We start from the raw sequence: 21,594 nt of genomic DNA, 5'->3' as shown, positions 1-21,594 counted from the left end.
GACGGGTCTGAGAATTGCGCGCCGCGTCCCGTTCGTCAAGGCCCCCTGCTCCGTGCGGATCATCTCAGGACCCTGCCGCGGAGCAACGATGATCACCCTACTCCCCAACGAGACGGGGGCAAATCAGGCACTCCGGGTACGCCAAAGGGCGACCACCCTTACGGGTGATCGCCCTTTGAATGGGGCCCAGAGGGGTCCCAGAGGTGTTACTTGACGGTCACAGACGCGCCGGCAGCCTTGAGGGACTCGGCAGCCTTGTCAGCGGCCTCCTTGGCGACCTTCTCGAGGATCGGCTTCGGAGCGCCGTCGACGAGGTCCTTGGCCTCCTTGAGGCCCAGGGAGGTGAGCTCGCGCACGACCTTGATGACCTGGATCTTCTTGTCGCCAGCACCCTCGAGGATGACGTCGAACTCGTCCTGCTCCTCGACGGCCTCGGCGGCGCCGCCACCGACCGGACCGGCGGCAACGGCGACGGCCGCAGCGGCGGTGACGTCGAACTTCTCCTCGAACGCCTTCACGAACTCGGAGAGCTCGATGAGGGTGAGCTCCTCGAACTGGGCGAGGAGTTCGTCCTGGGTGAGCTTCGCCATGATGGGCGATCCTTCCACTAAATCGGCAGGTGCCGGATGTATAGAGAGGCGGGCGTAACGGCCCGCTGCGACCCGCGCACTAGGCGGCGCGGATCAATGCGCGAGCCGAATTACTCGGCACCGCCCTGCTCGGCGAGCTTGACGCGAAGCGCTTCCGCAGTGCGGACGAACTTCGACGGCAGCGCCTGGAAGAGGGAGGCAGCCTGAGACTGCTTGCCCTTGAACGCGCCGGCCAGCTTGCTGAGCAGAACCTCGCGGGACTCGAGGTCCGCAAGCTTCTTGATGTCATCGGCGGTGAGCGCCTTACCATCAAGGACACCCGCCTTGATGATCAGGTTGGGGTTTTCCTTGGCGAAGTCACGCAGGCTCTTCGCCGACTCCACCGGGTCACCGGTGATGAAGGCGACCGCGGTCGGACCAGCGAAGTGCTCGTCCAGCGCGGTGATCCCGGCCTGGTTGGCCGCAATCTTGGTCAGCGTGTTCTTCACCACGGCGTACTGGGCGTTCTCACCGAGGGAACGACGCAGCGTCTTGAGCTGCGCGACGGTGAGACCCCGGTACTCGGTCAGCACGGCGGCGTTCGAGCTCTGGAACGCGTCCGTGAGCTCGGCTACCGCGGCAGCCTTGTTGGGCGTCGGCATAGTGCGTCGGCCTCCTTCCGGGTGATGAGGACCGCTCAGAAGGGGCATAAATACGAAACGCCCCGGCGCAGGCGCCAGGGCGTAGCTCAACCGGAACGGATTCCGGGAACTTTCCTTGAACACCTGCGCAGGACGTCCGCACTTAGCGGATCCTTCGGCCACCGCACCCTTGCGAGCACGGCAACGACCAGCGGTCTTTGGCTTCTCCGGAAGAATACGTGAACCACCCGATGTCAAGCAAATCCGCCCGTCCGGACCCCCGCGGGCCGTGTCCCGCAAGGGTTGCGGCGACTCAGTCGTCGAAGTCCACCGTGTCCTCGGCCGGCGGCGGCGCGATCGCGGGCGTCGTACCGAAGGCGGAGAACTTCGCCGTGGTCCGGAGCGGCCCGTTCGAGGTCCCCGTCTCCCTGGAGTCGAGGTAGGCCGCCTTCACCGCCTCCGCGGGCGTCGGTGGCTCGGCAGCGGCCTCCTTGGACCCGGACTTCCCTCCCCTGCCCGCGTCGGCCCCGTCGCCGTCTCAGGCCGTGAGGCCGCCCACGAGGAGTTCGGGGTGAGACGCAAGAACGGGCCCCGGTCCCCCCTGGAGGGGGCCGGGGCCCGTTCGGGCAACTCAGCGGGCCGTCAGGCCCGGCTCAGTCAGACAGCAGCCGGGTCTTCCTCGACGAGGAGGTTCCGGGTGCGGTTGGAGTCCAGCGAGATGCCGGGGCCCATCGTGGTGCTGAGGGCGGCCTTCTTGATGTAGCGGCCCTTCGCGGCGGACGGCTTCAGACGAAGGATCTCGTCGAGGGCCGCACCGTAGTTCTCGACCAGCTGCTCATCGGTGAAGGAGACCTTGCCGATGATGAAGTGCAGGTTCGAGTGCTTGTCGACGCGGAACTCGATCTTGCCACCCTTGATCTCGGTGACAGCCTTCGCGACGTCCATCGTGACGGTGCCGGTCTTCGGGTTCGGCATCAGGCCACGGGGACCGAGCACGCGGCCGAGGCGGCCGACCTTGCCCATGAGGTCCGGCGTGGACACAACGGCGTCGAACTCGTTGAGGCGGTTGCCCTTGGCGATCTCGTTGATGAGCTCGTCGTCGCCGACGATGTCGGCGCCGGCGGCTTCCGCGGCCGCTGCACGGTCACCGGTCGCGAAGACCAGGACCCGGGCGGTCTTGCCGGTGCCGTGCGGGAGGTTCACGGTGCCGCGGACCATCTGGTCGGCCTTGCGCGGGTCTACACCCAGGCGGAAGGCGACCTCGACGGTGCTGTCGAACTTGGTCGTGGAGGTCTCCTTGGCGAGACGGACGGCCTCGAGCGGGGCGTACTGCTTCTCCCGGTCGACCTTCGCGTCCGCAGCGCGGAGAGTCTTGCTGCGCTTCACTTCTGCTCCTGTGTTGTGACTTCAGGGGTGGAGTCGTGGTGCGGACCAGCGCTTGGTCCTACCACTGTCGTGCTGGGGTGGCTGAATCAGCCTTCGACCGTGATGCCCATCGAACGCGCGGTGCCGGCGATGATCTTCTCGGCCGCGTCGATGTCGTTGGCGTTCAGGTCAGGCATCTTGAGCGCGGCGATCTCGCGGACCTGGTCACGCGTAAGCTTCGCGACCTTGGTCTTGTGCGGCTCGCCGGAGCCCTTCTCCACGCCAGCGCTCTTCAGAATGAGGCGCGCGGCCGGCGGGGTCTTGGTGATGAAGGTGAAGGAGCGGTCGTCGTAGACCGTGATCTCCACCGGCACGACCATGCCACGCTGCGACTCGGTCGCGGCGTTGTAGGCCTTGCAGAACTCCATGATGTTGACGCCGTGCTGACCGAGCGCGGGGCCGACCGGCGGAGCCGGGTTGGCCGCACCGGCCTTGATCTGGAGCTTGATAAGCCCCGTGATCTTCTTCTTCTTGGGAGGCATTGCTCTCTCCGGGTCCTAGTGAGAGTTTTTCGCCGCCAATCCGGTCATCCGGATGGAGGCATACCGCACCACGATAACGGGTATCGGCGCGGGGCTAAAAACCGAGCAGGTCAGACCGCCCGCAAGCGGGCAATCTGACCTGTCCGGAAGCGTGTGCCAGAAGGCTGTGGATCAGTTCTTCTGGATCTGGTCGAAGCTCAGCTCGACCGGGGTCTCGCGGCCGAAGATCTCGACGAGACCCTTGACCTTCTTCGAGTCCGGGTTGATCTCGTTGATGGTCGCCTGCAGCGTCGCGAACGGGCCGTCGGTGACGGTGACCGAGTCGCCCACCTCGAAGTCCAGGACCTCGATGGTGCGCTTGACGGAGGGCGCGGGCAGGCCGGCCTCTTCCGCAGCGAGCTTGGCGGCCTTCTCCTGCGCCTCGGGAGCGAGCATCTTGACGATCTCGTCCAGGGTCAGCGGGTACGGGTCGTACGCGTTGCCCACGAAGCCGGTGACGCCGGGGGTGTTGCGGACGACGCCCCAGGACTCGTTCGTCAGGTCCATGCGGACGAGAACGTAGCCGGGCAGCTTGTTCTGCCGGACGTTCTTGCGCTCGCCGTTCTTGATCTGGACGATCTCTTCCTCGGGCACCTCGGCCGAGTAGATGAAGTCCTCGACGTTGAGCGAGACGGCGCGCTGTTCGAGGTTCGCCTTCACGCGCTTCTCGTAGCCGGCGTAGGTGTGGATGACGTACCACTCGCCCGGCAGGCTGCGCAGTTCCTCGCGCAGGGCCTGGATCGGGTCGACGGGCTCGGCGTCCTCGACGGGGGCGGCCTCCTCGGCCTCCTCCTCATCCGCGTCGGCCTCTTCGTCAGCAGCGTCCGCGTCTTCGTCTTCGCCGGTCTCGGCGTCCTCGTCGGCGTCGTCGCCCTCGTCCGCGGACTCGTCGTCCTCGTCCTCGTCGGCGTCAGCCTCGACGTGAGCGGCCTCGATGTGCATCGCGGCGGTCTCGGCGGCGACACCGGCCTGGGCTTCGTCGGCGAGCTCGACTTCGTCGCGGTCCGCGTCCGCCGCCTCGACGATGTCGAGCGCGTCCTCGACGGACTCGACGGAGTCGGGGCTCGCGTTCAGGTTCGGGTCAGACACGGTGGCTGCTTCTTCCTGGATACAAAAGGTGGTCGAACATGCGAAAACGGGCGGCAGCCATCAAGGCGCCGCCCTCCGCGGGGATCAGCCGAAGACGAACTTGGTGGCTTCCTGGAACCCGTAGTCAATCACGGTCACCAGACCGATCATGATGACGACGAACACGATCACCACGGTGGTGTAGGTCGACAGCTGGTTACGAGTGGGCCAGACAACCTTGCGGAGTTCCGCGACGATCTGGCGGTAGAAGAGCGCGAGACGGCCGAGAGGGCCCTTCTTACCGCGCTTGCCGCCCTTGCGGGCCTTCTTCTCGCGAGTGTCGTCCTCGGCGTCAGGCATGTCGATGGAGCCCAGGGCGTCCGTCACGTCTCTCACCTGAATCCGGGTCGTGGCCGTAGCCGCGCCCGGTTGCGCCGCACGGCATTGCATCAAGTACGTACCTGCGCACACATCCGAGAAGGAGTGTGGAGCAGGGCCGGAGGGACTCGAACCCCCAACCGCTGGTTTTGGAGACCAGTGCTCTACCAATTGAGCTACGACCCTTTGCGTCCCCCAACCTACCGCATCCAGATGAGTGCACGGAGTGCTCACGCTCTGCAGCGATCGGCGAGGGCCAACGACGGTTGAGTGTACGTGGTCCGGGCCCTGACGTCGAACAGCATCGGCGACGGGGCCTGTCGTCCGGTAACTGAAACGGCGTGCGGCGCTTCTTCGCCGTCTGGGACGATTGGCCGCATGACCTCTGAAACGCCTTCCGCCGAGCGCCGCGTATCCGCCCGTATCGGTGCCATCTCCGAGTCCGCCACCCTTGCCGTGGACGCCAAGGCCAAGGCCCTCAAGGCCGCCGGGCGCCCGGTGATCGGTTTCGGCGCGGGCGAGCCCGACTTCCCGACGCCGGACTACATCGTCGAAGCCGCTGTCGAGGCCTGCCGCAACCCGAAGTACCACCGCTACACGCCGGCCGGCGGGCTGCCCGAGCTGAAGGCCGCCATCGCCGCGAAGACGCTGCGCGACTCCGGCTACGAGATCGACGCCTCCCAGGTGCTGGTGACCAACGGTGGCAAGCAGGCGATCTACGAGGCCTTCGCGGCCATCCTGGACCCGGGTGACGAGGTCATCGTCCCGGCCCCGTACTGGACCACCTACCCGGAGTCGATCCGTCTCGCCGGCGGTGTCCCGGTCGAGGTCGTCGCCGACGAGACCACCGGTTACCGGGTCTCCGTCGAGCAGCTCGAAGCGGCCCGCACCGAGCGCACGAAGGTCGTCCTCTTCGTCTCCCCGTCGAACCCGACCGGCGCCGTGTACTCGGAGGCCGACGCCGAGGCGATCGGCCGCTGGGCCGTCGAGCACGGCCTGTGGGTCCTGACCGACGAGATCTACGAGCACCTCGTCTACGGCGACGCGAAGTTCGTCTCGCTCCCGGCGATCGTTCCCGAGCTGGCCGACAAGTGCATCATCGTCAACGGCGTCGCCAAGACGTACGCGATGACCGGCTGGCGCGTGGGCTGGGTCATCGGCCCGAAGGACGTGGTCAAGGCCGCGACCAACCTCCAGTCGCACGCCACCTCCAACGTCTCCAACGTGGCCCAGGTCGCGGCGCTGGCCGCCGTCTCCGGCAACCTGGACGCCGTGCACGAGATGCGCACCGCCTTCGACCGCCGCCGCCAGACGATGGTGCGGATGCTGAACGAGATCGACGGCGTGTTCTGCCCGACGCCCGAGGGCGCGTTCTACGTGTACCCGGCGGTCAAGGACGTCCTCGGCAAGGAGATCCGCGGCAAGCGCCCGCAGACCTCGGTCGAGCTCGCGGCCCTCATCCTGGACGAGGCCGAGGTCGCGGTCGTCCCCGGCGAGGCCTTCGGCACCCCCGGCTACCTGCGCCTCTCCTACGCCCTGGGCGACGAGGACCTGGTCGAGGGCGTCTCCCGCATCCAGAAGCTCCTGGCGGAGGCCAAGGCCTGATCCGGCCCGCAGCCAGCCCCTGAGCGGCGGTTCCCCCAACGGGGAGCCGCCGCTCAGGCGTTTCCAGGGGCTCCGCTCATTCGTTCGCGCAAGCCCCCGATCGGTAAAACCCCCTCCCGCCGAGCGCAGCGGTACGGCAGGATCACCAGATGGAGCACGTACGAGATCTCACGCTTCTGCCCAAGGCCCACCTCCACCTGCACTTCACCGGCTCGATGCGGCCGTCGACCCTGCTGGAGCTGGCCGACAAGTACGGCGTCCGGCTGCCCGACGCCCTGACCGGCGGCGAGCCGCCCCGGCTCCGCGCCACCGACGAGCGCGGCTGGTTCCGCTTCCAGCGGCTCTACGACGCCGCCCGCTCCTGCCTGCGTGAGCCCGACGACATCCGCCGCCTGGTCCGCGAGGCCGCGGAGGAAGACGTCCGGGACGGCAGCGGATGGCTGGAGATCCAGGTGGATCCCACCTCCTACGCCCCCCTCCTCGGCGGGATGATCCCGGCCGTCGAGATCATCCTCGACGCCGTCGACGCCGCCTCCCGCGAGACCGGACTCGGCATGCGGGTCGTCATCGCCGCCAACCGCATGAAGCATCCGCTCGACGCCCGTACCCTCGCCCGCCTCGCCGTCCGCTACGCGGACCGCGGCATCGTCGGCTTCGGCCTCTCCAACGACGAGCGCCGCGGCATGGCCCGCGATTTCGACCGGGCCTTCGCCATCGCCCGCGAGGGCGGCCTCCTCGCCGCCCCGCACGGGGGCGAGCTGACCGGCCCGTCCTCCGTCCGCGACTGCATCGACGATCTGCACGCTTCGCGCATCGGGCACGGCGTCCGGGCCGCCGAGGACCCGCGGATCCTCGAGCGGCTCGCCGACCGGCAGATCACCTGCGAGGTCTGCCCGGCGTCGAACGTGGCCCTCGGGGTCTACGAGCGTCACGAGGACGTCCCGCTGCGCACCCTCTTCGAGGCCGGGGTCCCGATGGCCCTGGGCGCGGACGACCCGCTGCTGTTCGGCTCCCGGCTCGCGGCCCAGTACGAGATCGCCCGCCGCCACCACGCCTTCACGGACGCGGAGCTCGCCGAGCTGGCCCGCCAGTCGGTGCGCGGTTCGGCCGCGCCCGTCGACGTACAGGAGAAGCTGCTCACCGGGATCGACCACTGGCTGGTGTCCTGAGCCCCGCCGCGGACCGGTCGCCGCTCACTTCATGAGGCGCAGATCGCCCTCGTGGCAGTCGGCCCGTACCCGCGCGCCGTCGGGGAAGCCGATCTCCAGGTGGGTGCGGCCCTGGGCGGGCAGCGCGTACTCGGCCACCGATTCGACGGTGTCGCCCAGGTGGCGCAGGAAGGGGTGGTCGCCGAGGTCCTCGCCGACCTCGATGCGGCCCCACTCCCCCATGTCGTAGGCCTCGTGCGGCGCGACGGATTCCACGATGAGGCAGGCGTCGGACCCGGTGGTGATCCGGGTGGACTCGCCGGCGCTGTCGAGGAGCCAGACGTCGAGGGGAGCCTCGGAGCGTTCGCCGTCGCTGATGTGCCAGGACGCGACGACTCTTCTGATCGTGCGTCCCACCAGCCGGGTGGGGTCCGTACCGGCCCCGTGCAGGGGACAGAGCATGGGCGGCCGGGACTCCTCAGATGCTGACGCCGACCGTCACCGGTTCATTGACCAGGGTGACGCCGAAGGCCGCGTGGACTCCCGCGACTACCTCGCGGGCCAGTGCCAGGAGGTCTTCGGTGGTGGCCTCGCCGCGGTTGGTGAGGGCGAGGGTGTGCTTGGTGGAGATGCGGGCGGGGCCGTCGCCGTAGCCCTTGGTGAAACCGGCCTTGTCGATCAGCCAGGCCGCGCTGGTCTTCGTACGGCCTTCGCCGGCCGGGTACGCGGGCGGGGCTGCGTCGGGGCCGAGCCGGTCCTGCGCGCGGGCGAGGAAGGCGGCGTACGCCTCGTCGCCGAGGACCGGGTTGTGGAAGAAGGAGCCGGCCGACCAGGTGTCGTGGTCGTCGGGGTCCAGGACCATGCCCTTGCCGGCGCGCAGCCGCAGGACGGTCTCGCGGGCGCGGGCCGCGGGCACCCGGTCGCCGGCCTCGACGCCGAGGGCGCGGGCGGTCTCCGGGTACTTGATCGGCGCGGACAGCCCGCCCGCGTCCTCCAGGGCGAAGCGCACGCGCAGGACGACGTACCGGTCGAGCTGGTGCTTGAAGAGGCTGTCGCGGTACGAGAACGCGCACTCGGCGGCCGACAGCGTGACCGTCTCGCCGCGCGTGCGGTCGTAGGCGACGACCTCGGTGATCGTGTCGCGGACCTCCTGGCCGTACGCCCCGACGTTCTGGATCGGGGTGGCACCGGCCGAGCCGGGGATCCCGGCGAGGCATTCGACGCCCGCGAGCCCCGCTTCCACGGTCCGGGCGACGGCCTCGCTCCAGTTCTCGCCGGCGGCCAGCTCCAGGCGGGTGCCGTCGAGGGCGAACCCGGTGGTCGCGATGCGCAGGGCGGTGCCGTCGAAGCCCCGGTCGCCGATGACGAGGTTGCTGCCGCCGCCGATGATCAGGAGCGGGGTGCCGCTCTCGTCCGCGGCGCGCACGGTGGCGACGACCTCGGCGTCGGTGGTCGCGGTGACCAGCCGGGCGGCGGGGCCGCCGAGCCGGAAGGTGGTCAGCGGGGCGAGGGGGGCGTCGTGGAGTTCCTGCACGTGGACAAGAGTACGGTCCGCGTCCCCCCAACCGGGCGGGGCCACGGACCGTGAGCGCGCCACGGGCGCCGGACCCTTCAGACGGCCGCCTTCTCCAGGGCGGGAGCGTCGGCCTCCTCGGCCGCCCGGCCGGCCGTCGCGCGGGCCTTCTCCTTGTCCCGGCCGGGGAGCAGCAGTGCCAGGGTGGCGGCCACGGCGACGACCGCGGCGCCGATCCACAGGGCGGGGACGGTCCCGTCGGTGAAGGACTGGCCGGACTCGTAGCCGCCCCGGGCGGAGAAGACGGAGGCGAGGACGGCGACGCCGAGTGCTCCGCCGACCTCGCGCAGTGCGCTGTTGGCTCCGGCGGCCTTGCCCTGGTCGGCGGGGGCGACGGTGGACATGAGGGCGTTGGAGGCGGGGGCGAAGTAGAGGCCCATGCCGATGCCGCTGATGATCAGGGCCGGCAGCTGGGCGGCGTAGGAGACGTCGGTGCTGAGGATCGTGGCGAACCAGCCGAGACCGACCGCCTGGAGGGCCAGCCCGGCGGCGACGACGGGGCGGCTGCCGATCCGGTCGGAGAGGATCCCGGAGATCGGCGCGACGATCATCGGCATGCCGGTCCAGGGGAGCATGCGCAGTCCGGCTTCGGTGGGCGAGTAGCCGACGACGCCCTGGAGGAACTGGCTCAGCAGGAAGATCGAGCCGAACATCCCGACGAACATCAGCAGGCTGGCCATGTTGATGCCGAAGAAGCCCCGGTTGCGGAAGAGCCGCATGGGCAGCACGGGGTTGGCGGAGACGAACCCGTGGCGGATGAACACGCCCACGAGGACCACTCCGAGGATCAGCGCGGCGAGCACGGGACCGCTGGTCCAGCCGTGCGCGTTGGCGTTGACGAGTCCGTAGACGATGCCGAAGAGTCCGCCGCTGATCAGGAGCGTGCCGGGGACGTCGAGCTTGGCCTTGGGGGCGGTCGACTCGGCGAGGCGCAGCCGGGAGAGCGGGATCAGGGCCAGCCCGATCGGGACGTTCAGCCAGAAGATCCACTGCCAGGAGATGTGCTCGGTGAGGCTGCCGCCGATGAGGGGTCCGCTGGCCACGGCGAGGCCGCTGAGGGCTCCGTAGATCCCGAGGGCCATGCCGCGCCGGGCGGCGGGTACGGCGACGGTGAGCAGGGTGAGGGAGAGCGGCATCATGATGGCCGCGCCCACTCCCTGGACCGCGCGGGCGGCGATGAGCTCGTCGATGCCGGGCGACAGCGCGGCCGCGGCGGAGGCGCCGGTGAAGACGACCATGCCAGCGATGAAGAGCCGCCGCCGTCCGAACCGGTCACCGAGGGCCGCCCCGAACATGAGGAGGACGGCGAAGGTGAGCGTGTACGCGTTCACCGTCCACTCCAGGTCCTCCAGCTTCCCGCCGAGATCGGCGCGGATGGCGGGAAGCGCGGTGGTGACGACGAGGTTGTCGAGCGCGGCCATGAAGCCGGCGGCTCCGGTGATGACGAGGGCCCAGATCGCGGGCCCTCGCAGCTTGGTGTCGGTGTCGGACATGACTCCCCCAAAACTAGTTATTACTCACTAACTTCACAGGACAGGACTTGGCCCGGCAGCACTTCGCGCCGGGACGGACGTGGGCCCGCTTCGGACCACCGGGCCCCACCAGGGACTGCTTCGGACTACTTGGGCCGGACGCCGGGATAGCAGCCGTCCCAGACCCGGTGACCGGGCGGGAACCCCATGGCCGCCTGGACGCTGATCAGCATCCCGAAGGCCAGGAAGGTGGTCGTCTCCTTCGGGTCCGCTCCGAGCGGCACGTGCAGGGTGTCCCACAACTCCATCCAGGCGGCCCGCACCATCTCCCCGAAGGCCGGTTCCCCGGCGGCTTCGGCGGCGGCGACGGTCACGTAGGTCTGGAGCTGCATCTGCAGCTTCTCCGGATGCTCGGCGATCAGCTGCATGTACGCGACGCCCATCGCCTCGACCATCCCCTCACCACCGCCCTCGTGGGCCTTGGCGGCCTCCACGACGACGAGCCGGATGTCCTCCATGCAGCGGGTGGCGGCGGCGAGGAAGATCGCCTGCTTGTTGGGAAAGAGCCGGAACAGGTAGGGCTGCGAGACCCCGACCCGCTTGGCGATCGCCTCGGTGGAGGTGCCGTAGTACCCGCCCTTGGCGAACTCGCTCATCGCCGCCCGGATGACGCTCTCGCGCCGCTCTTCCGCACTCATCCTCGCCATGTTTCGAAGTTAGTGGCCAATCACTAACTTGGCAACCCCTGAGGTCGAGAGGGAAATGGCGGGGCGGGGGAACGGCCGGGCGGGCAGACGCGATCGCCTGCCCGCCCGGCGGAACCGCTACGCCAGCGCGACCACCGCGCGCGACCGTCCCAGTACCTTCTGACCGGCGCTCGTCGCGACCAGGTCGACCCGCACCCGGTTGTCGTCGAGCTTCGCCGCGACCTTGGCCGTGACCTCGATCAGCGCGCCCTGGCCGTCGTTCGGGACGATGACCGGCTTCGTGAACCGCACCCCGTACTCCACGACGGCGCCCGGGTCGCCCACCCAGTCGGTGACCACGCGGATCGCCTCGGCCATGGTGAACATGCCGTGCGCGATCACGTCCGGCAGCCCGACCTCGGTGGCGAACTTCTCGTTCCAGTGGATCGGGTTGAAGTCACCCGACGCACCCGCGTACCGGACGAGCGTGGCCCGCGTCACGGGGAAGGAGGCCGCCGGCAGCTCGGTGCCGACCTCGACCTCGTCGTACTGGATCTGCGCAGCCATCTCAGGCCTCCTCGGTGGCGGCGGTGGCGGGAGCCTCGTCGGCAGCGGCGGCGGGAGCCTCGTCGGGCTCCGGGGCGCGGGAGACGAGCTTCGTCCAGGCCGTCACCACGTGCTCACCGGACTCGTCGTGGACCTCGCCGCGGATGTCGATGATGTCGTTGCCCGCCATGGTCTTCACGGCCTCGATGGTCGAGGTGACCGTCAGCCGGTCGCCGGCCCGCACGGGCCGCACGTACCTGAACGTCTGGTCTCCGTGCACGACGCGGCTGTAGTCCAGCCCCAGCTGCGGGTCCTCGACGACCTGGCCCGCCGCCGCGAAAGTGATGGCGAACACAAAGGTCGGCGGGGCGATCACGTCCGGGTGACCGAAGGCCTTGGCGGCATCGGGGTCGGTGTAGACGGGATTCGCGTCACCCACCGCCACCGCGAATTCGCGGATCTTCTCCCGGCCGACCTCGTACGGATCGGTGGGCGGGTAGCTCCGCCCCACGAAGGACTGGTCGAGCGCCATGACCCACTACCTCCTAGTGAAACGACACGAGGCCGCCCCCCAAATGAAGGGGACGACCTCGTGACTGTGCCTGTTATTCGAGACTTCGCTGGGGTCAGCGGGTCTCGCGGTGCGCGGTGTGCGAGTTGCAGCGCGGGCAGTGCTTCTTCATCTCAAGACGGTCCGGGTTGTTACGCCGGTTCTTCTTGGTGATGTAGTTCCGCTCCTTGCACTCCACGCAGGCCAGCGTGATCTTCGGGCGGACGTCGGTGGCAGCCACGTGAGTGCTCCTTGACGGACATTAGGGACGGATGAACGCATAAAAGAGTAGCCGATCGGGAGACCGACCCCGCAATCGGCTACTGTGTGTAGCGGCGACCGGACTTGAACCGGTGACACAGCGATTATGAGCCGCTTGCTCTACCGACTGAGCTACGCCGCTTTGATGAGATCCGTTCCCCACCCGAGGGTGGGGAACCTCTCTCACCAGAGCCCCAATGCGGAATCGAACCGCAGACCTTCTCCTTACCATGGAGACGCTCTACCGACTGAGCTATTGGGGCGAGCGAGGAAGACATTACACGGTGGTCCGCCGATCGCCCAAATCCTTTGCGGGGCCTGGCCTCCGAGCACTCCCGCCGAGTTTCTTGATCGGCCCGGAACACCTTCCCGGGACCCCCGAAGACGCTTTTCGCCCCGAAAAGTGTCCGGGGTCACATCGCGGGCACACCGGTACGACTATTGCCCTCTTCCGCGAAGCGGGCACCCCCGCCCCCTAGGCTCTGAGCACGCTGCGTGATCTTGGGCCGCGAGGCTGCGGCCACGGGCCCAGGAACCGCCCGAGCCACCGCAGGAGCGCGATGTCCGACAGCCAGCCGCAGCAGCCGCAGCCGTCCCACTCTGCGCGGGGCCGCCCGACCGGCGACGGAAGCCCCGCGGCGGCGGCCGAATCCACCACCCTCCTCCTCACCGGCGCCCGCCTCACCGACGGCCGCACCGTGGACGTCCGCCTCGCCGGCGGCCGGATCCAGGCCGTGGGCACCGCCGGCAGCCTGCCCGCCTCCGCGGGCTCCCGCGTCGACCTCGGCGGCTACCTCCTGCTCCCCGCCCCCGCCGAGCCCCACGCCCACGGGGACACCGCCCTGACCGCCGACAGCGAAGGGCCCGTCTCCTACTCCCCCGACGAGGTCCAGCGCCGCTGCACCGAAGCCGCGCTGCTCCAGCTCGGACACGGCGCCACGGCCGTGCGGTCCCACGTGCGCATCGGCGACGTGCACGGGATCGGCCCCATGGAGGCCGTGCTCCAGGCCCGGCGTTCCCTGCGCGGGCTCACCGACCTCACCGCGGTCGCCGTGCCCCGGCTGCTGACCGGGGTGGCCGGGACCGACGGGCTGGCCATGCTGCGGGACGCCGTCAAGATGGGCGCCTCCGTCATCGGCGGCTGCCCCGACCTCGACCCCGACCCGACGGGCTTCCTCGAAGCCATACTGGAGCTGGCGGCCGAGCACGGCTGCCCCGTGGACCTGCACACCGACGGGGACGACCCCGCCCGCCTGTCCCGGCTCGCGGCGATGGCCGGCGGGCTGCGGCCGGGCGTGTCCATCGGCCCCTGCGGCGGCCTGTCCCGGCTCCCGCTGGACGTGGCGCACCGGGCCGCCGACCAGCTGGCCGCGGCCGGAGTGCGGGTCACCTGCCTCCCCCAGGGCGACTGCGCGGCCCTGGAACGCCGCGGCCTGCGCACCGCCCCCGTCCGGCTGCTGCGCACCGCCGGGGTCCGCGTCGCCGCCGGCAGCGGGGCGCTGCGGGACACCGGCAACCCGGTCGGCCGCGGGGACCCGCTCGAAGCGGCGTACCTCCTGGCCTCCCAGGGCGGGCTGCGCGCCACCGAGGCCTACCACTCGGTCAGCGGGGCCGCCCGCGAGGCGATGGGGCTCCCGGAGGTGCGGGTGGAGGCCGGTTTCCCCGCCGAGCTGCTCGCCGTGCGCGGGGACCGGATCGCGAGCGTGCTCTCTCTCGCGTACAGCCGGATCGTGATCCACCGCGGCCGGGTGGTAGCCCGGACGAGTGCCGTACGGGAGTACTGCGATTCGGCCGTCGCAGTGGCCCTGGACCTGCCGCGGCAGGGCCGTATGGAGCCCGGTCCCTGAGCGTTCACCGCATGTTCCCGGGCGCCCCGGCCCGGCTCGTCGTACGGTCGGGACATGCGCATCGTCATCGCGGGTGGACACGGTCAGATCGCGCTGCGGCTGGAGCGCCTGCTCGCCGCGCGCGGGTACGAGGTCGCGGGCATCATCCGCGACCCGGCACAGGGCGACGACCTCAGGCAGGCGGGCGCCGAACCGGTGCTGTGCGACCTGGAATCGGCGTCGGTCGAACATGTGGCGGGCATCCTGCAGGGCGCGGACGCCGCGGTGTTCGCGGCCGGCGCGGGTCCCGGCAGCGGAGCCGGACGCAAGGACACGGTGGACCGGGGCGCGGCGGTGCTGTTCGCGGATGCGGCCGAACGGGCCCGGGTACGCCGCTTCCTGATGGTCTCTTCGATGGGCGCGGACCCGCGCCACGGGGGCGACGAGGTCTTCGACGCCTACCTCCGCGCCAAGGGTGAGGCCGACGAGCACGTCCGCACCCGGCTGGGCCTGGAGTGGACGGTCCTGCGCCCCGGGGCCCTGGTCGACGACGCGGGTAGCGGACTGGTCCGTCTGGAGGCCCGGACGGGGCGCGGGCCGGTCCCGCGCGATGACGTGGCGGCGGTGCTGGCCGAACTGATCGAGACCCCCGCGACCGCCGGCCTCACCCTGGAACTGGTCTCCGGCTCGACCCCGGTGGCGGTGGCGGTCAAGGACGTCGCGGGCAACTGACCGACGCGACCGGAAGCCGGGCCGGGCCCTTGGTCCTGGTCCGGCCCCGGCCGGACCTGTCCGGCCGGGGCGAGGGCCCGGCCCGGACCATGGGCCCAGCCCGGGCCGAGGACGCGGCCCGGGTGGTCAGAATTCGGCGGTCACCTGGTCGTCGGAGCGCCCGACCGAGTCCTGCTGGAACCGCTTCTCGTACGCCTCCCGGATCCGCTCGATGCGCTTGCCGCGCTCGTCGGCCTCCTTCTCCGGGTAGAGCAGCACCACCTCGTAGGAGGTCTCGCGGATGACCTTGCCGTCCCGCTGCCACTGGCCGCGCCCGTCCTGGAGGGTGAGCCCCTCCGGGAAGGCCGGGGTGATCTCCCGGTCGAGGAAGGCCATGAACTCCCGCTCCTCGACCGGCGGTCGGCCGTCCGGCCGCTCGGTGCCGAAGTAGAGCCGGGTCTCCTGGTAGGGGTTGCCCACATGGCTGTGCAGCGCCGCCCCGACGAGGGCCGGGATCCCGGCCCCGAGCAGGGCGAGGAGCACCCCGCCGCCGACCTTTCCGCGCGTTTCAGAAGTAAATTTCACGCCGGGTGAACGACCGGGCATCCGCATCGGCACGCCGGACCCACCCGATGGAGTCACACCCCGTCCACGCCCGTCCACACCCCGTCCACGCCCGTCCACGCCTCGTCCACGCCCGTCCACGCCCGTCCGCGCCTCGTCCACGCCCGTCCGCGCCGCCCGGCCCCTCACCCCGTCTCCACCCTGCGGCGCCACCACGGGTCCCCCGGCGGGGCGTGGGGATCGTTGAGCGTGCGGGCCAGGAACCTCGCGTCGAGCGGCGCGAGCACGGCCCGCAGCTCCCGCGCGGCCCGGCGGGTCAGTACGCGGCAGAGGACCTCCAGGGTCTCCCGCTGATCTTCGTCCCAGGAGGAGGCGCAGCAGGGGCATTCCCGGCTCCAGTCCGGGTAGATCACCCAGGGCCCTCGCTGGTACACCGTCGCGCGCCAGGCGGACAGCGCGCGATGGGCCGCGCCCGGCTCGTAGCGGTCGCGTGCGATGCGGGTGATCTCCGCGAGGGTGCGGGAGGAGACTCCCGGCACGACGGCCCGGTCGTCCGCTCGGGACGACCGGCGTGGCAGGTCCGACCGGACCCGCGAGGGCGCCTTACGCCCCATGGCCCTTTCGGCCGCTGATGCTGATGCTGATGCTGATCATGCGGACAGCATGCCCCTCCGCCCGCGTCGGCGCCCACGGATTTTTCGGGGAACGAGAAAGCCCCCGTATCGCGTTTCCGCAATACGGGGGCTCCACTCGCGTGGCGGCGCCAGGGTTCGAACCTGGGTAGGCTGAGCCGGCAGATTTACAGTCTGCTCCCTTTGGCCACTCGGGCACACCGCCAAGAGACGTTGCCATTATTTCCGCCTTGCGGCGGCGCTCCCTGGCAACGACGTAAACGATACCTGATGACCGGGGGTGCTTCGCCACCGGATTGATCAGCGCCGCACCCGGGTGCGGTGGCTAGGCTTTGCCGAGCGGACCGGGGATGTCCGGCCGCGCCCTTCGGGGCCGTCACAGCCGACTTCAAGGAGCCACAGCACATGGCCGACTCCAGTTTCGACATCGTCTCGAAGGTCGAGCGGCAGGAGGTCGACAACGCCCTCAACCAGGCCGCCAAGGAGATCTCCACCCGCTTCGACTTCAAGGGGACGAACGCCTCGATCTCCTGGTCCGGCGAGAAGATCCTGATGGAGGCGAACGGCGAGGAGCGCGTCAAGGCCATCCTGGACATCTTCGAGACCAAGCTGGTCAAGCGCGGGATCTCGCTCAAGTCTCTCGACGCCGGTGAGCCGCAGCTGTCCGGCAAGGAGTACAAGATCTTCGCGACCATCGAGGAAGGCATCTCCCAGGAGAACGCCAAGAAGGTCGCGAAGATCATCCGGGACGAGGGCCCCAAGGGTGTCAAGGCCCAGGTCCAGGGCGAGGAGCTGCGCGTCACGTCCAAGAGCCGTGACGACCTCCAGGAGATCCAGGCCCTGCTCAAGGGCAAGGACCTGGACTTCGCGATCCAGTTCGTCAACTACCGCTGACCGCCGACTCCCGTCCGCGATCAGCCCGTACGCCGGCCCGGCGGTCCTTCGAGGACCGCCGGGCCGCGGCGTTCGCGGGGCGAGGGCGCCCGGTGGGTGTGTGCCGGGCGTGAGCGGCGTACGCGCCTGCGCGGCCCTCCGTGGGCACTTGGGGCACAGCGAGTGCGCCGCCCACGCTGAGGTGTGTCCAGCACCGCCGTGACAGGGGGGTTTCCGCATGCCTGGGACCGGCACGCTGCGCGAGGACTTCGGCGCGTCCGTGGTCGTCGCGCTCGTCGCACTACCGCTCTGCGTCGGGGTGGCGGTCGCCTCCGGCGTACCGGCCGAGCTGGGCATCGTCACCGGTGTGGTGGGCGGGCTCGTCACCGGGTGGTTCCGCGGGAGTTCGCTCCAGGTGAGCGGCCCGGCCGCGGGGCTCACCGTGCTCGTCTACGAGGCCGTGCGGACCTACGGGATGCCCGCGCTCGGCGTACTGGTCCTCGCCGCCGGCCTGGTGCAGCTGTGCATGGGCGTACTGCGGCTCGGAAGGTGGTTCCGGGCGATCTCCGTGGCCGTCGTGCACGGGATGCTCGCCGGCATCGGACTCGTGCTGATCTCCGGTCAGCTGTACGCCATGGCCGACGCCCGGGCCCCTGCGGGGACCCTGGAGAAACTGGCGGGCGCGGCTTCGCTCGCCGCGCGGGCCGACTGGACCGCCGTGGCGCTCGGGGCCGGGACCATCGCCGTCCTGGTGGCCTGGCGCCGGATGCCGGACCGGCTGCGGCTGGTGCCGGGGGCGCTCGTCGGGGTGGCGGCCGCGACCGGCGCGGCCGTGGTGCTGCGGCTGCCCGTGGAGCGGGTCCGGGTGACAGGGGTCCTGCAGGCCGTCTCGCCGCCCGCGTGGGGGGACTTCGGGGTGCTGGCCTCCGCGGGGGCCGTGGGGACCGTGATCGCCCTCGCGCTGATCGCCTCCGCGGAGACGCTCTTCAGCGCGGCCGCCGTGGACCGCATGCACGACGGGGCCCGGACCGACTACGACTGCGAACTGGTCGCCCAGGGCGTCGGGAACACCCTCTGCGGGGTGCTCGGAGCGCTGCCGATGACCGCCGTCATCGTGCGCAGCGCCGCCAATGTCGAGGCGGGCGCCCGCACTCGGACCTCCCGGGTCCTGCACGGGGGCTGGCTCCTGCTGTTCGCCGTGGCGGTGCCCGGACTGCTGGAGTCCGTACCGCTCGCCGCGCTGGCCGGGGTGCTGCTGCACGCCGGCTGGAAGCTGCTGCCGGCCCGGCAGGTGGCCGCCCTGTGGCGGACGCACCGGGGCGAGGCTGTGGTCCTGGTGGCGACGGCCTCGGCGATCGTGGCCACCAACCTCTTCGAGGGGGTCCTCGCCGGTCTGGGGCTCGCCGTCGCCAAGGCGGCCTGGGAGACCTCCCACGTGCACCTGGAGGAGGTGTGGGAGGGCGATGAGCTGTGCGTGCGGATCCTGGGCAACGCCAGCTTCCTGCGGCTGCCCAAACTCCTCGACGAACTGGACGCGCTGCCGCCCGGCGCCGCCGTGCGCCTGGACCTGAGCGGACTGCGCCACCTCGACCACGCCTGCCTCACGGCGCTCGACGGCTGGGAACGGGCCCGCACCCCGCTCCCCGGCCGGGAAGGCGTCATCTAGCCCGGCTACCCTCCGGCCGTGAACACGGAATTGAAGCGCACGCTGGGAGTCTTCGACGCGGTCGTCGTCGGGCTCGGCGCGATGGTCGGGGCGGGGATCTTCGCGGCGCTCGCCCCGGCGGCGCGCGCGGCCGGCGGGGCGCTGCTCGCGGCCCTCGCGCTGGCGGCTCTGGTGGCCTACTGCAACGCGCACTCCTCGGCGCGGCTGGCGGCCCGCTACCCGTCCTCGGGCGGCACCTACGTGTACGGGCGCGAGCGGCTCGGGCCCTTCTGGGGATATCTGGCGGGCTGGGGCTTCGTCGTCGGCAAGACGGCCTCCTGCGCGGCGATGGCCCTCACGGTCGGGGCCTATGTGTGGCCCGGCCAGGAGCGGGCGGTGGCCGTGGCGGCGGTGGTGGCACTGACCGCCGCGGGCTACGGCGGGGTGCAGAAGTCGGCCCGGATCGCCCGGGTGATCGTGGCGGCCGTACTGGCCGTGCTGGCCGGGGTCGTGGCGATCTGCCTGACCTCGGGCGCGGCCGACGCGGCCCGGCTCGGCGGCGGCGACTGGAGCGGCGGGGAGCACGGCGTCCTCGGCCTGCTCCAGGGCGCCGGGCTGCTGTTCTTCGCCTTCGCGGGCTACGCCCGGATCACCACCCTGGGCGAGGAGGTGCGCGATCCGGAGCGCACGATCCCGCGGGCGGTGCCCCTCGCCCTGGGGATCGCCCTGCTCGTGTACGCCGCGGTCACGGTGGCGGCGCTGTCGGTGCTCGGCCCCGACGGACTGGCACGCTCGGCGGCTCCGATGGCCGACGCCGTGCGGGCGGCCGGGTGGCCCGGACTGACTCCCGTCGTCCGGGCGGGTGCGGCCCTGGCGGCGCTGGGCTCGCTGCTGGCCCTCGTGCTCGGGGTGTCGCGGACCGGCCTGGCGATGGCCCGGGACGGCCATCTCCCGCGCGCGCTGGCCGCCGTACATCCCCGGCACCAGGTGCCGCACCACGCCGAGCTGGCGGTGGGCGCGGTGGTGGCGGTGCTCGCGGCCACCACCGATCTGCGGGGCGCGATCGGCTTCTCCTCCTTCGGAGTGCTGGCCTACTATGCGATCGCGAACGCTTCCGCGTGGACTCTCGATTCAGCTGTCAAGGGCCGGGCCGTGGCAGCGGCGGGGCTGTCCGGCTGTGTGGTGCTGGCCTGCGCGTTGCCCGCCGCGTCGGCGCTGACGGGGGCCGCGGTGCTGGCGCTGGGCGCGGTGGCCTACGGGGTGCGGCGGCGACTCACACCCGGGATCTGAACTCGGCCCAGGGGGTCAGTTCCAGGTCCCACTCCTCCCCCGCGCCCGAGTCGTCGCTGAACCAGGCGGTGCCGTCGAGCCAGCCGCGCAGCCAGTCGGCGAGGCCGGCCGCATCGACGAACCAGGTGAGATCGGGCTCCCCCGAGCTCGGGTCGAACAGCAGGACTTGGGCGGAATCGGAGCGGCAGTCCACGCAGGCCTGCATGTGGCAGCCGAAGTCGGCTATCGGCAGCACGCCCTCCGGCCAGCGCCAGGCGGAGGTGCGCATCGAGGCGTACGAGGCGACGCTCTGCTCCAGCGGCAGCAGGCCGGACTCGGGGCCGAACCCGCCGTTCGCGACGCAGGTGTAGAGCGCGGCCAGCAGCGGCGGCAGGGCGAAGCCGAGTATGTCCTCGGCCCGGCGCAGCCCCTCGGCGTCCAGGGGCGCCGGGAGCGGTCCCTCGGGCCCTTGGTACTCCTGCCGGGAGCCGTGCGCACGTCCGGCGACTTGCTTCAGCAACTGCTCGGTCTCGTCCATGCACTCATGGTGACCGGCCCCACTGACAATCGCCCCGACCTGCGGGTTTCACCCGCTCCTACCCGCTCTGGGCGGCTATCTGCCGTTCTCCGGCTCCGCAGGGGTCCCGCTCGCCGAGTCGTACCCGACGAAGAAGGTGGGCCGGCGCTGCACGGCCGTGTAGATGCGGCCGATGTACTCGCCGAGCAGGCCGACGCAGATCAGCTGCACGGCCCCGAGGAAGAGCATCATGATGAACAGCGAGGTCCAGCCGGGAACGGTCTTGCCGCCCAGGTAGATGGCCAGGGTGGCGCCCACCATCAGCAGGCAGCCGAAGAAGCTGGCCACGCCCAGCCAGGTCGCCAGGCGCAGCGGCGCGGCGGAGAAGTTGATGATGCTGTCGAGGCCGAGCCTGATCATCTTGCTCAACGGGTACTTGGTCTCGCCCGCCACCCGCTCCTCGCGCTGGTAGGCGACCTGTCCGCTCGGGAAGCCGAGCCACGGCACCAGCAGGCGGTACACCTGGTGCTGGTCGGGCATGGACTTGACCGCTTCGACCGCGGCGCGGCTCAGCAGCCGGAAGTCGCCCGCCTGGGCGGGGACCTGCTTGCCGACCAGGCGGCGCACCAGCCAGTAGTAGGCGCCGGCCGAGCGCCGTTTGAAGCCGGTGTCGGTGCTCCGGTCGTCGCGGACCCCGTAGACGATGTCGAGGTGGTCCCGGCGGGCCAGGCCGAGCATCTCCGGGATCTTCTCGGGCGGGTCCTGGAGGTCCGCGTCGAGGCTGGCCACGTAGGCCCCGACCGCGCTGTGGAGGCCCGCGGTGAGGGCGGCCTGGTGGCCGGAGTTCCCGCGCAGCCGCACGATGCGCAGCTCGGGCCACTTCACCTGGAACTCCGCCAGGAGCTCGGCAGTGCGGTCCTTGCTGCCGTCGTCGACGGCGACGACCTCGTAGCCGATGTCCATGCCGTCGAGTGCCGGGCGCAGCCTTGCCACCAGGGCGGGCAGCGCGTCCTCCTCGTTGTACATCGGCACGACGACCGAAAGGGTCGTCGTGACCGACGGGTTCGTGGAGGGCTCAGTCGACATCGGTTCTTCCCTGCCCGTTGTTCGTGCC

At 70.8% G+C, this 21,594-nt stretch carries 25 protein-coding genes and 4 tRNA genes; 7 read left to right on the top strand and 22 right to left on the bottom strand.

Features of this window, described 5'->3' with window-relative positions; genetic code table 11:
- Positions 1-206: 206 nt before the first annotated feature.
- The 8 genes from rplL to AC3IYJ_RS23410 form a co-directional block, all read right to left on the bottom strand.
- On the bottom strand, positions 207-590 hold the full coding sequence (rplL, locus tag AC3IYJ_RS23445) for a 50S ribosomal protein L7/L12 (protein ID WP_489396733.1): 384 nt from the start codon (positions 588-590) through the stop codon (positions 207-209).
- Positions 591-700: 110 nt separating this feature from the next.
- Positions 701-1,231, bottom strand: a complete 531-nt coding sequence (rplJ, locus tag AC3IYJ_RS23440; RefSeq protein WP_267751591.1) for a 50S ribosomal protein L10 — start codon at positions 1,229-1,231, stop codon at positions 701-703.
- A 292-nt stretch (positions 1,232-1,523) separates the two neighbouring features.
- Positions 1,524-1,664, bottom strand: coding sequence for a hypothetical protein (locus AC3IYJ_RS23435; RefSeq protein ID WP_489396732.1), 141 nt, complete (start codon positions 1,662-1,664; stop codon positions 1,524-1,526).
- A 203-nt stretch (positions 1,665-1,867) separates the two neighbouring features.
- Positions 1,868-2,596 (bottom strand): 50S ribosomal protein L1, encoded by a 729-nt coding sequence (gene rplA, locus AC3IYJ_RS23430; protein WP_489396731.1) that lies wholly within the window; start codon positions 2,594-2,596, stop codon positions 1,868-1,870.
- An 86-nt stretch (positions 2,597-2,682) separates the two neighbouring features.
- A complete protein-coding gene (rplK, locus tag AC3IYJ_RS23425) occupies positions 2,683-3,117 on the bottom strand; it encodes a 50S ribosomal protein L11 (RefSeq protein WP_214946888.1) in 435 nt (144 codons plus the stop codon).
- Between the two features lie 171 nt (positions 3,118-3,288).
- Positions 3,289-4,245, bottom strand: a complete 957-nt coding sequence (gene nusG / locus AC3IYJ_RS23420) for a transcription termination/antitermination protein NusG (protein ID WP_489396730.1) — start codon at positions 4,243-4,245, stop codon at positions 3,289-3,291.
- Positions 4,246-4,329: 84 nt separating this feature from the next.
- Complete coding sequence (gene secE / locus AC3IYJ_RS23415; RefSeq protein WP_330298064.1) at positions 4,330-4,611, bottom strand: preprotein translocase subunit SecE; 282 nt, start codon at positions 4,609-4,611, stop codon at positions 4,330-4,332.
- Positions 4,612-4,715: 104 nt separating this feature from the next.
- Positions 4,716-4,788: transfer RNA gene (locus AC3IYJ_RS23410), tRNA-Trp, on the bottom strand.
- A 192-nt stretch (positions 4,789-4,980) separates the two neighbouring features.
- Between AC3IYJ_RS23410 and AC3IYJ_RS23405 the strand changes: the two genes are divergently transcribed.
- On the top strand, positions 4,981-6,207 hold the full coding sequence (locus AC3IYJ_RS23405) for a pyridoxal phosphate-dependent aminotransferase (RefSeq protein ID WP_489396729.1): 1,227 nt from the start codon (positions 4,981-4,983) through the stop codon (positions 6,205-6,207).
- 149 nt (positions 6,208-6,356) lie between these two features.
- Complete coding sequence (locus AC3IYJ_RS23400; RefSeq protein WP_489396728.1) at positions 6,357-7,376, top strand: adenosine deaminase; 1,020 nt, start codon at positions 6,357-6,359, stop codon at positions 7,374-7,376.
- A 24-nt stretch (positions 7,377-7,400) separates the two neighbouring features.
- Here the strand turns inward: AC3IYJ_RS23400 and AC3IYJ_RS23395 are convergent, their stop codons facing one another.
- From AC3IYJ_RS23395 to AC3IYJ_RS23355, 9 genes are all read right to left on the bottom strand, one after another.
- Positions 7,401-7,817, bottom strand: a complete 417-nt coding sequence (locus AC3IYJ_RS23395; RefSeq protein WP_489396727.1) for a hypothetical protein — start codon at positions 7,815-7,817, stop codon at positions 7,401-7,403.
- A 16-nt stretch (positions 7,818-7,833) separates the two neighbouring features.
- Positions 7,834-8,889 (bottom strand): UDP-N-acetylmuramate dehydrogenase, encoded by a 1,056-nt coding sequence (locus AC3IYJ_RS23390; protein WP_489396726.1) that lies wholly within the window; start codon positions 8,887-8,889, stop codon positions 7,834-7,836.
- Between the two features lie 77 nt (positions 8,890-8,966).
- Positions 8,967-10,421 (bottom strand): DHA2 family efflux MFS transporter permease subunit, encoded by a 1,455-nt coding sequence (locus AC3IYJ_RS23385; RefSeq protein WP_489396725.1) that lies wholly within the window; start codon positions 10,419-10,421, stop codon positions 8,967-8,969.
- 125 nt (positions 10,422-10,546) lie between these two features.
- Positions 10,547-11,107 carry a TetR/AcrR family transcriptional regulator gene (locus AC3IYJ_RS23380; RefSeq protein ID WP_489396724.1) on the bottom strand — a complete coding sequence of 187 codons (561 nt, stop codon included), beginning with the start codon at positions 11,105-11,107 and terminating at the stop codon, positions 10,547-10,549.
- Positions 11,108-11,224: 117 nt separating this feature from the next.
- Positions 11,225-11,653: a MaoC family dehydratase gene (locus tag AC3IYJ_RS23375; protein ID WP_489396723.1), complete on the bottom strand. Its 429-nt coding sequence runs from the start codon at positions 11,651-11,653 to the stop codon at positions 11,225-11,227.
- Position 11,654: 1 nt separating this feature from the next.
- A complete protein-coding gene (locus AC3IYJ_RS23370) occupies positions 11,655-12,164 on the bottom strand; it encodes an FAS1-like dehydratase domain-containing protein (protein ID WP_489396722.1) in 510 nt (169 codons plus the stop codon).
- A 94-nt stretch (positions 12,165-12,258) separates the two neighbouring features.
- The gene (rpmG, locus tag AC3IYJ_RS23365) at positions 12,259-12,423 is read right to left on the bottom strand and encodes a 50S ribosomal protein L33 (RefSeq protein WP_003956487.1); all 165 of its coding nucleotides are present in this window, start codon (positions 12,421-12,423) and stop codon (positions 12,259-12,261) included.
- Between the two features lie 89 nt (positions 12,424-12,512).
- Positions 12,513-12,585, bottom strand: a tRNA-Met gene (locus AC3IYJ_RS23360).
- Between the two features lie 48 nt (positions 12,586-12,633).
- Positions 12,634-12,706, bottom strand: a tRNA-Thr gene (locus AC3IYJ_RS23355).
- A gap of 297 nt (positions 12,707-13,003) precedes the next feature.
- Here AC3IYJ_RS23355 and AC3IYJ_RS23350 point away from each other — a divergent pair.
- Both AC3IYJ_RS23350 and AC3IYJ_RS23345 read left to right on the top strand, forming a co-directional pair.
- Positions 13,004-14,290, top strand: coding sequence for an amidohydrolase family protein (locus AC3IYJ_RS23350; RefSeq protein WP_489396721.1), 1,287 nt, complete (start codon positions 13,004-13,006; stop codon positions 14,288-14,290).
- 54 nt (positions 14,291-14,344) lie between these two features.
- The gene (locus AC3IYJ_RS23345) at positions 14,345-15,001 is read left to right on the top strand and encodes an SDR family oxidoreductase (RefSeq protein WP_489396720.1); all 657 of its coding nucleotides are present in this window, start codon (positions 14,345-14,347) and stop codon (positions 14,999-15,001) included.
- Between the two features lie 126 nt (positions 15,002-15,127).
- Here the strand turns inward: AC3IYJ_RS23345 and AC3IYJ_RS23340 are convergent, their stop codons facing one another.
- The 3 genes from AC3IYJ_RS23340 to AC3IYJ_RS23330 all read right to left on the bottom strand — a co-directional run bounded on the left by AC3IYJ_RS23340 (position 15,128) and on the right by AC3IYJ_RS23330 (position 16,381).
- Complete coding sequence (locus AC3IYJ_RS23340) at positions 15,128-15,565, bottom strand: DUF3574 domain-containing protein (RefSeq protein WP_489396719.1); 438 nt, start codon at positions 15,563-15,565, stop codon at positions 15,128-15,130.
- Positions 15,566-15,729: 164 nt separating this feature from the next.
- Positions 15,730-16,083, bottom strand: coding sequence for a hypothetical protein (locus AC3IYJ_RS23335; RefSeq protein WP_489396718.1), 354 nt, complete (start codon positions 16,081-16,083; stop codon positions 15,730-15,732).
- Between the two features lie 216 nt (positions 16,084-16,299).
- Positions 16,300-16,381 (bottom strand) — tRNA-Tyr (locus AC3IYJ_RS23330).
- 200 nt (positions 16,382-16,581) lie between these two features.
- Between AC3IYJ_RS23330 and AC3IYJ_RS23325 the strand changes: the two genes are divergently transcribed.
- From AC3IYJ_RS23325 to AC3IYJ_RS23315, 3 genes are all read left to right on the top strand, one after another.
- Positions 16,582-17,070, top strand: coding sequence for a YajQ family cyclic di-GMP-binding protein (locus tag AC3IYJ_RS23325; protein ID WP_384657921.1), 489 nt, complete (start codon positions 16,582-16,584; stop codon positions 17,068-17,070).
- A gap of 217 nt (positions 17,071-17,287) precedes the next feature.
- On the top strand, positions 17,288-18,715 hold the full coding sequence (locus AC3IYJ_RS23320) for a SulP family inorganic anion transporter (protein ID WP_489396717.1): 1,428 nt from the start codon (positions 17,288-17,290) through the stop codon (positions 18,713-18,715).
- Positions 18,716-18,733: 18 nt separating this feature from the next.
- Positions 18,734-19,984 carry an APC family permease gene (locus AC3IYJ_RS23315; protein WP_489396716.1) on the top strand — a complete coding sequence of 417 codons (1,251 nt, stop codon included), beginning with the start codon at positions 18,734-18,736 and terminating at the stop codon, positions 19,982-19,984.
- On the opposite strand, the gene AC3IYJ_RS23310 is transcribed toward AC3IYJ_RS23315, so the two are convergent.
- Positions 19,968-20,501, bottom strand: a complete 534-nt coding sequence (locus AC3IYJ_RS23310; RefSeq protein WP_489396715.1) for an SMI1/KNR4 family protein — start codon at positions 20,499-20,501, stop codon at positions 19,968-19,970. The genes AC3IYJ_RS23315 and AC3IYJ_RS23310 overlap by 17 nt on opposite strands.
- A 75-nt stretch (positions 20,502-20,576) precedes the next feature.
- Positions 20,577-21,566, bottom strand: coding sequence for a glycosyltransferase family 2 protein (locus AC3IYJ_RS23305; protein WP_489396714.1), 990 nt, complete (start codon positions 21,564-21,566; stop codon positions 20,577-20,579).
- Positions 21,567-21,594: the final 28 nt, after the last annotated feature.

It is taken from the genome of Streptomyces sp. GL_140 (assembly GCF_057834465.1).
The sequence above is the reverse complement of the archived record's forward strand: the minus strand, read 5'-3'. Positions and strand labels throughout refer to the sequence as shown.

Bases quoted from the DNA above. Each gene is read 5' to 3' on its own strand.
- AC3IYJ_RS23380 (WP_489396724.1), bottom strand. From the start codon at position 11,107: ATGGCGAGGATGAGTGCGGAAGAGCGGCGCGAGAGCGTCATCCGGGCG.
- AC3IYJ_RS23345 (WP_489396720.1), top strand. From the start codon at position 14,345: ATGCGCATCGTCATCGCGGGTGGACACGGTCAGATCGCGCTGCGGCTG.
- AC3IYJ_RS23385 (WP_489396725.1), bottom strand. From the start codon at position 10,421: ATGTCCGACACCGACACCAAGCTGCGAGGGCCCGCGATCTGGGCCCTC.
- AC3IYJ_RS23305 (WP_489396714.1), bottom strand. From the start codon at position 21,566: ATGTCGACTGAGCCCTCCACGAACCCGTCGGTCACGACGACCCTTTCG.
- AC3IYJ_RS23350 (WP_489396721.1), top strand. From the start codon at position 13,004: ATGTCCGACAGCCAGCCGCAGCAGCCGCAGCCGTCCCACTCTGCGCGG.
- AC3IYJ_RS23370 (WP_489396722.1), bottom strand. From the start codon at position 12,164: ATGGCGCTCGACCAGTCCTTCGTGGGGCGGAGCTACCCGCCCACCGAT.
- AC3IYJ_RS23375 (WP_489396723.1), bottom strand. From the start codon at position 11,653: ATGGCTGCGCAGATCCAGTACGACGAGGTCGAGGTCGGCACCGAGCTG.
- AC3IYJ_RS23325 (WP_384657921.1), top strand. From the start codon at position 16,582: ATGGCCGACTCCAGTTTCGACATCGTCTCGAAGGTCGAGCGGCAGGAG.
- AC3IYJ_RS23405 (WP_489396729.1), top strand. From the start codon at position 4,981: ATGACCTCTGAAACGCCTTCCGCCGAGCGCCGCGTATCCGCCCGTATC.
- AC3IYJ_RS23400 (WP_489396728.1), top strand. From the start codon at position 6,357: ATGGAGCACGTACGAGATCTCACGCTTCTGCCCAAGGCCCACCTCCAC.
- AC3IYJ_RS23310 (WP_489396715.1), bottom strand. From the start codon at position 20,501: ATGGACGAGACCGAGCAGTTGCTGAAGCAAGTCGCCGGACGTGCGCAC.
- rplJ (WP_267751591.1), bottom strand. From the start codon at position 1,231: ATGCCGACGCCCAACAAGGCTGCCGCGGTAGCCGAGCTCACGGACGCG.
- rplL (WP_489396733.1), bottom strand. From the start codon at position 590: ATGGCGAAGCTCACCCAGGACGAACTCCTCGCCCAGTTCGAGGAGCTC.
- AC3IYJ_RS23320 (WP_489396717.1), top strand. From the start codon at position 17,288: ATGCCTGGGACCGGCACGCTGCGCGAGGACTTCGGCGCGTCCGTGGTC.
- AC3IYJ_RS23395 (WP_489396727.1), bottom strand. From the start codon at position 7,817: ATGCTCTGTCCCCTGCACGGGGCCGGTACGGACCCCACCCGGCTGGTG.
- rplK (WP_214946888.1), bottom strand. From the start codon at position 3,117: ATGCCTCCCAAGAAGAAGAAGATCACGGGGCTTATCAAGCTCCAGATC.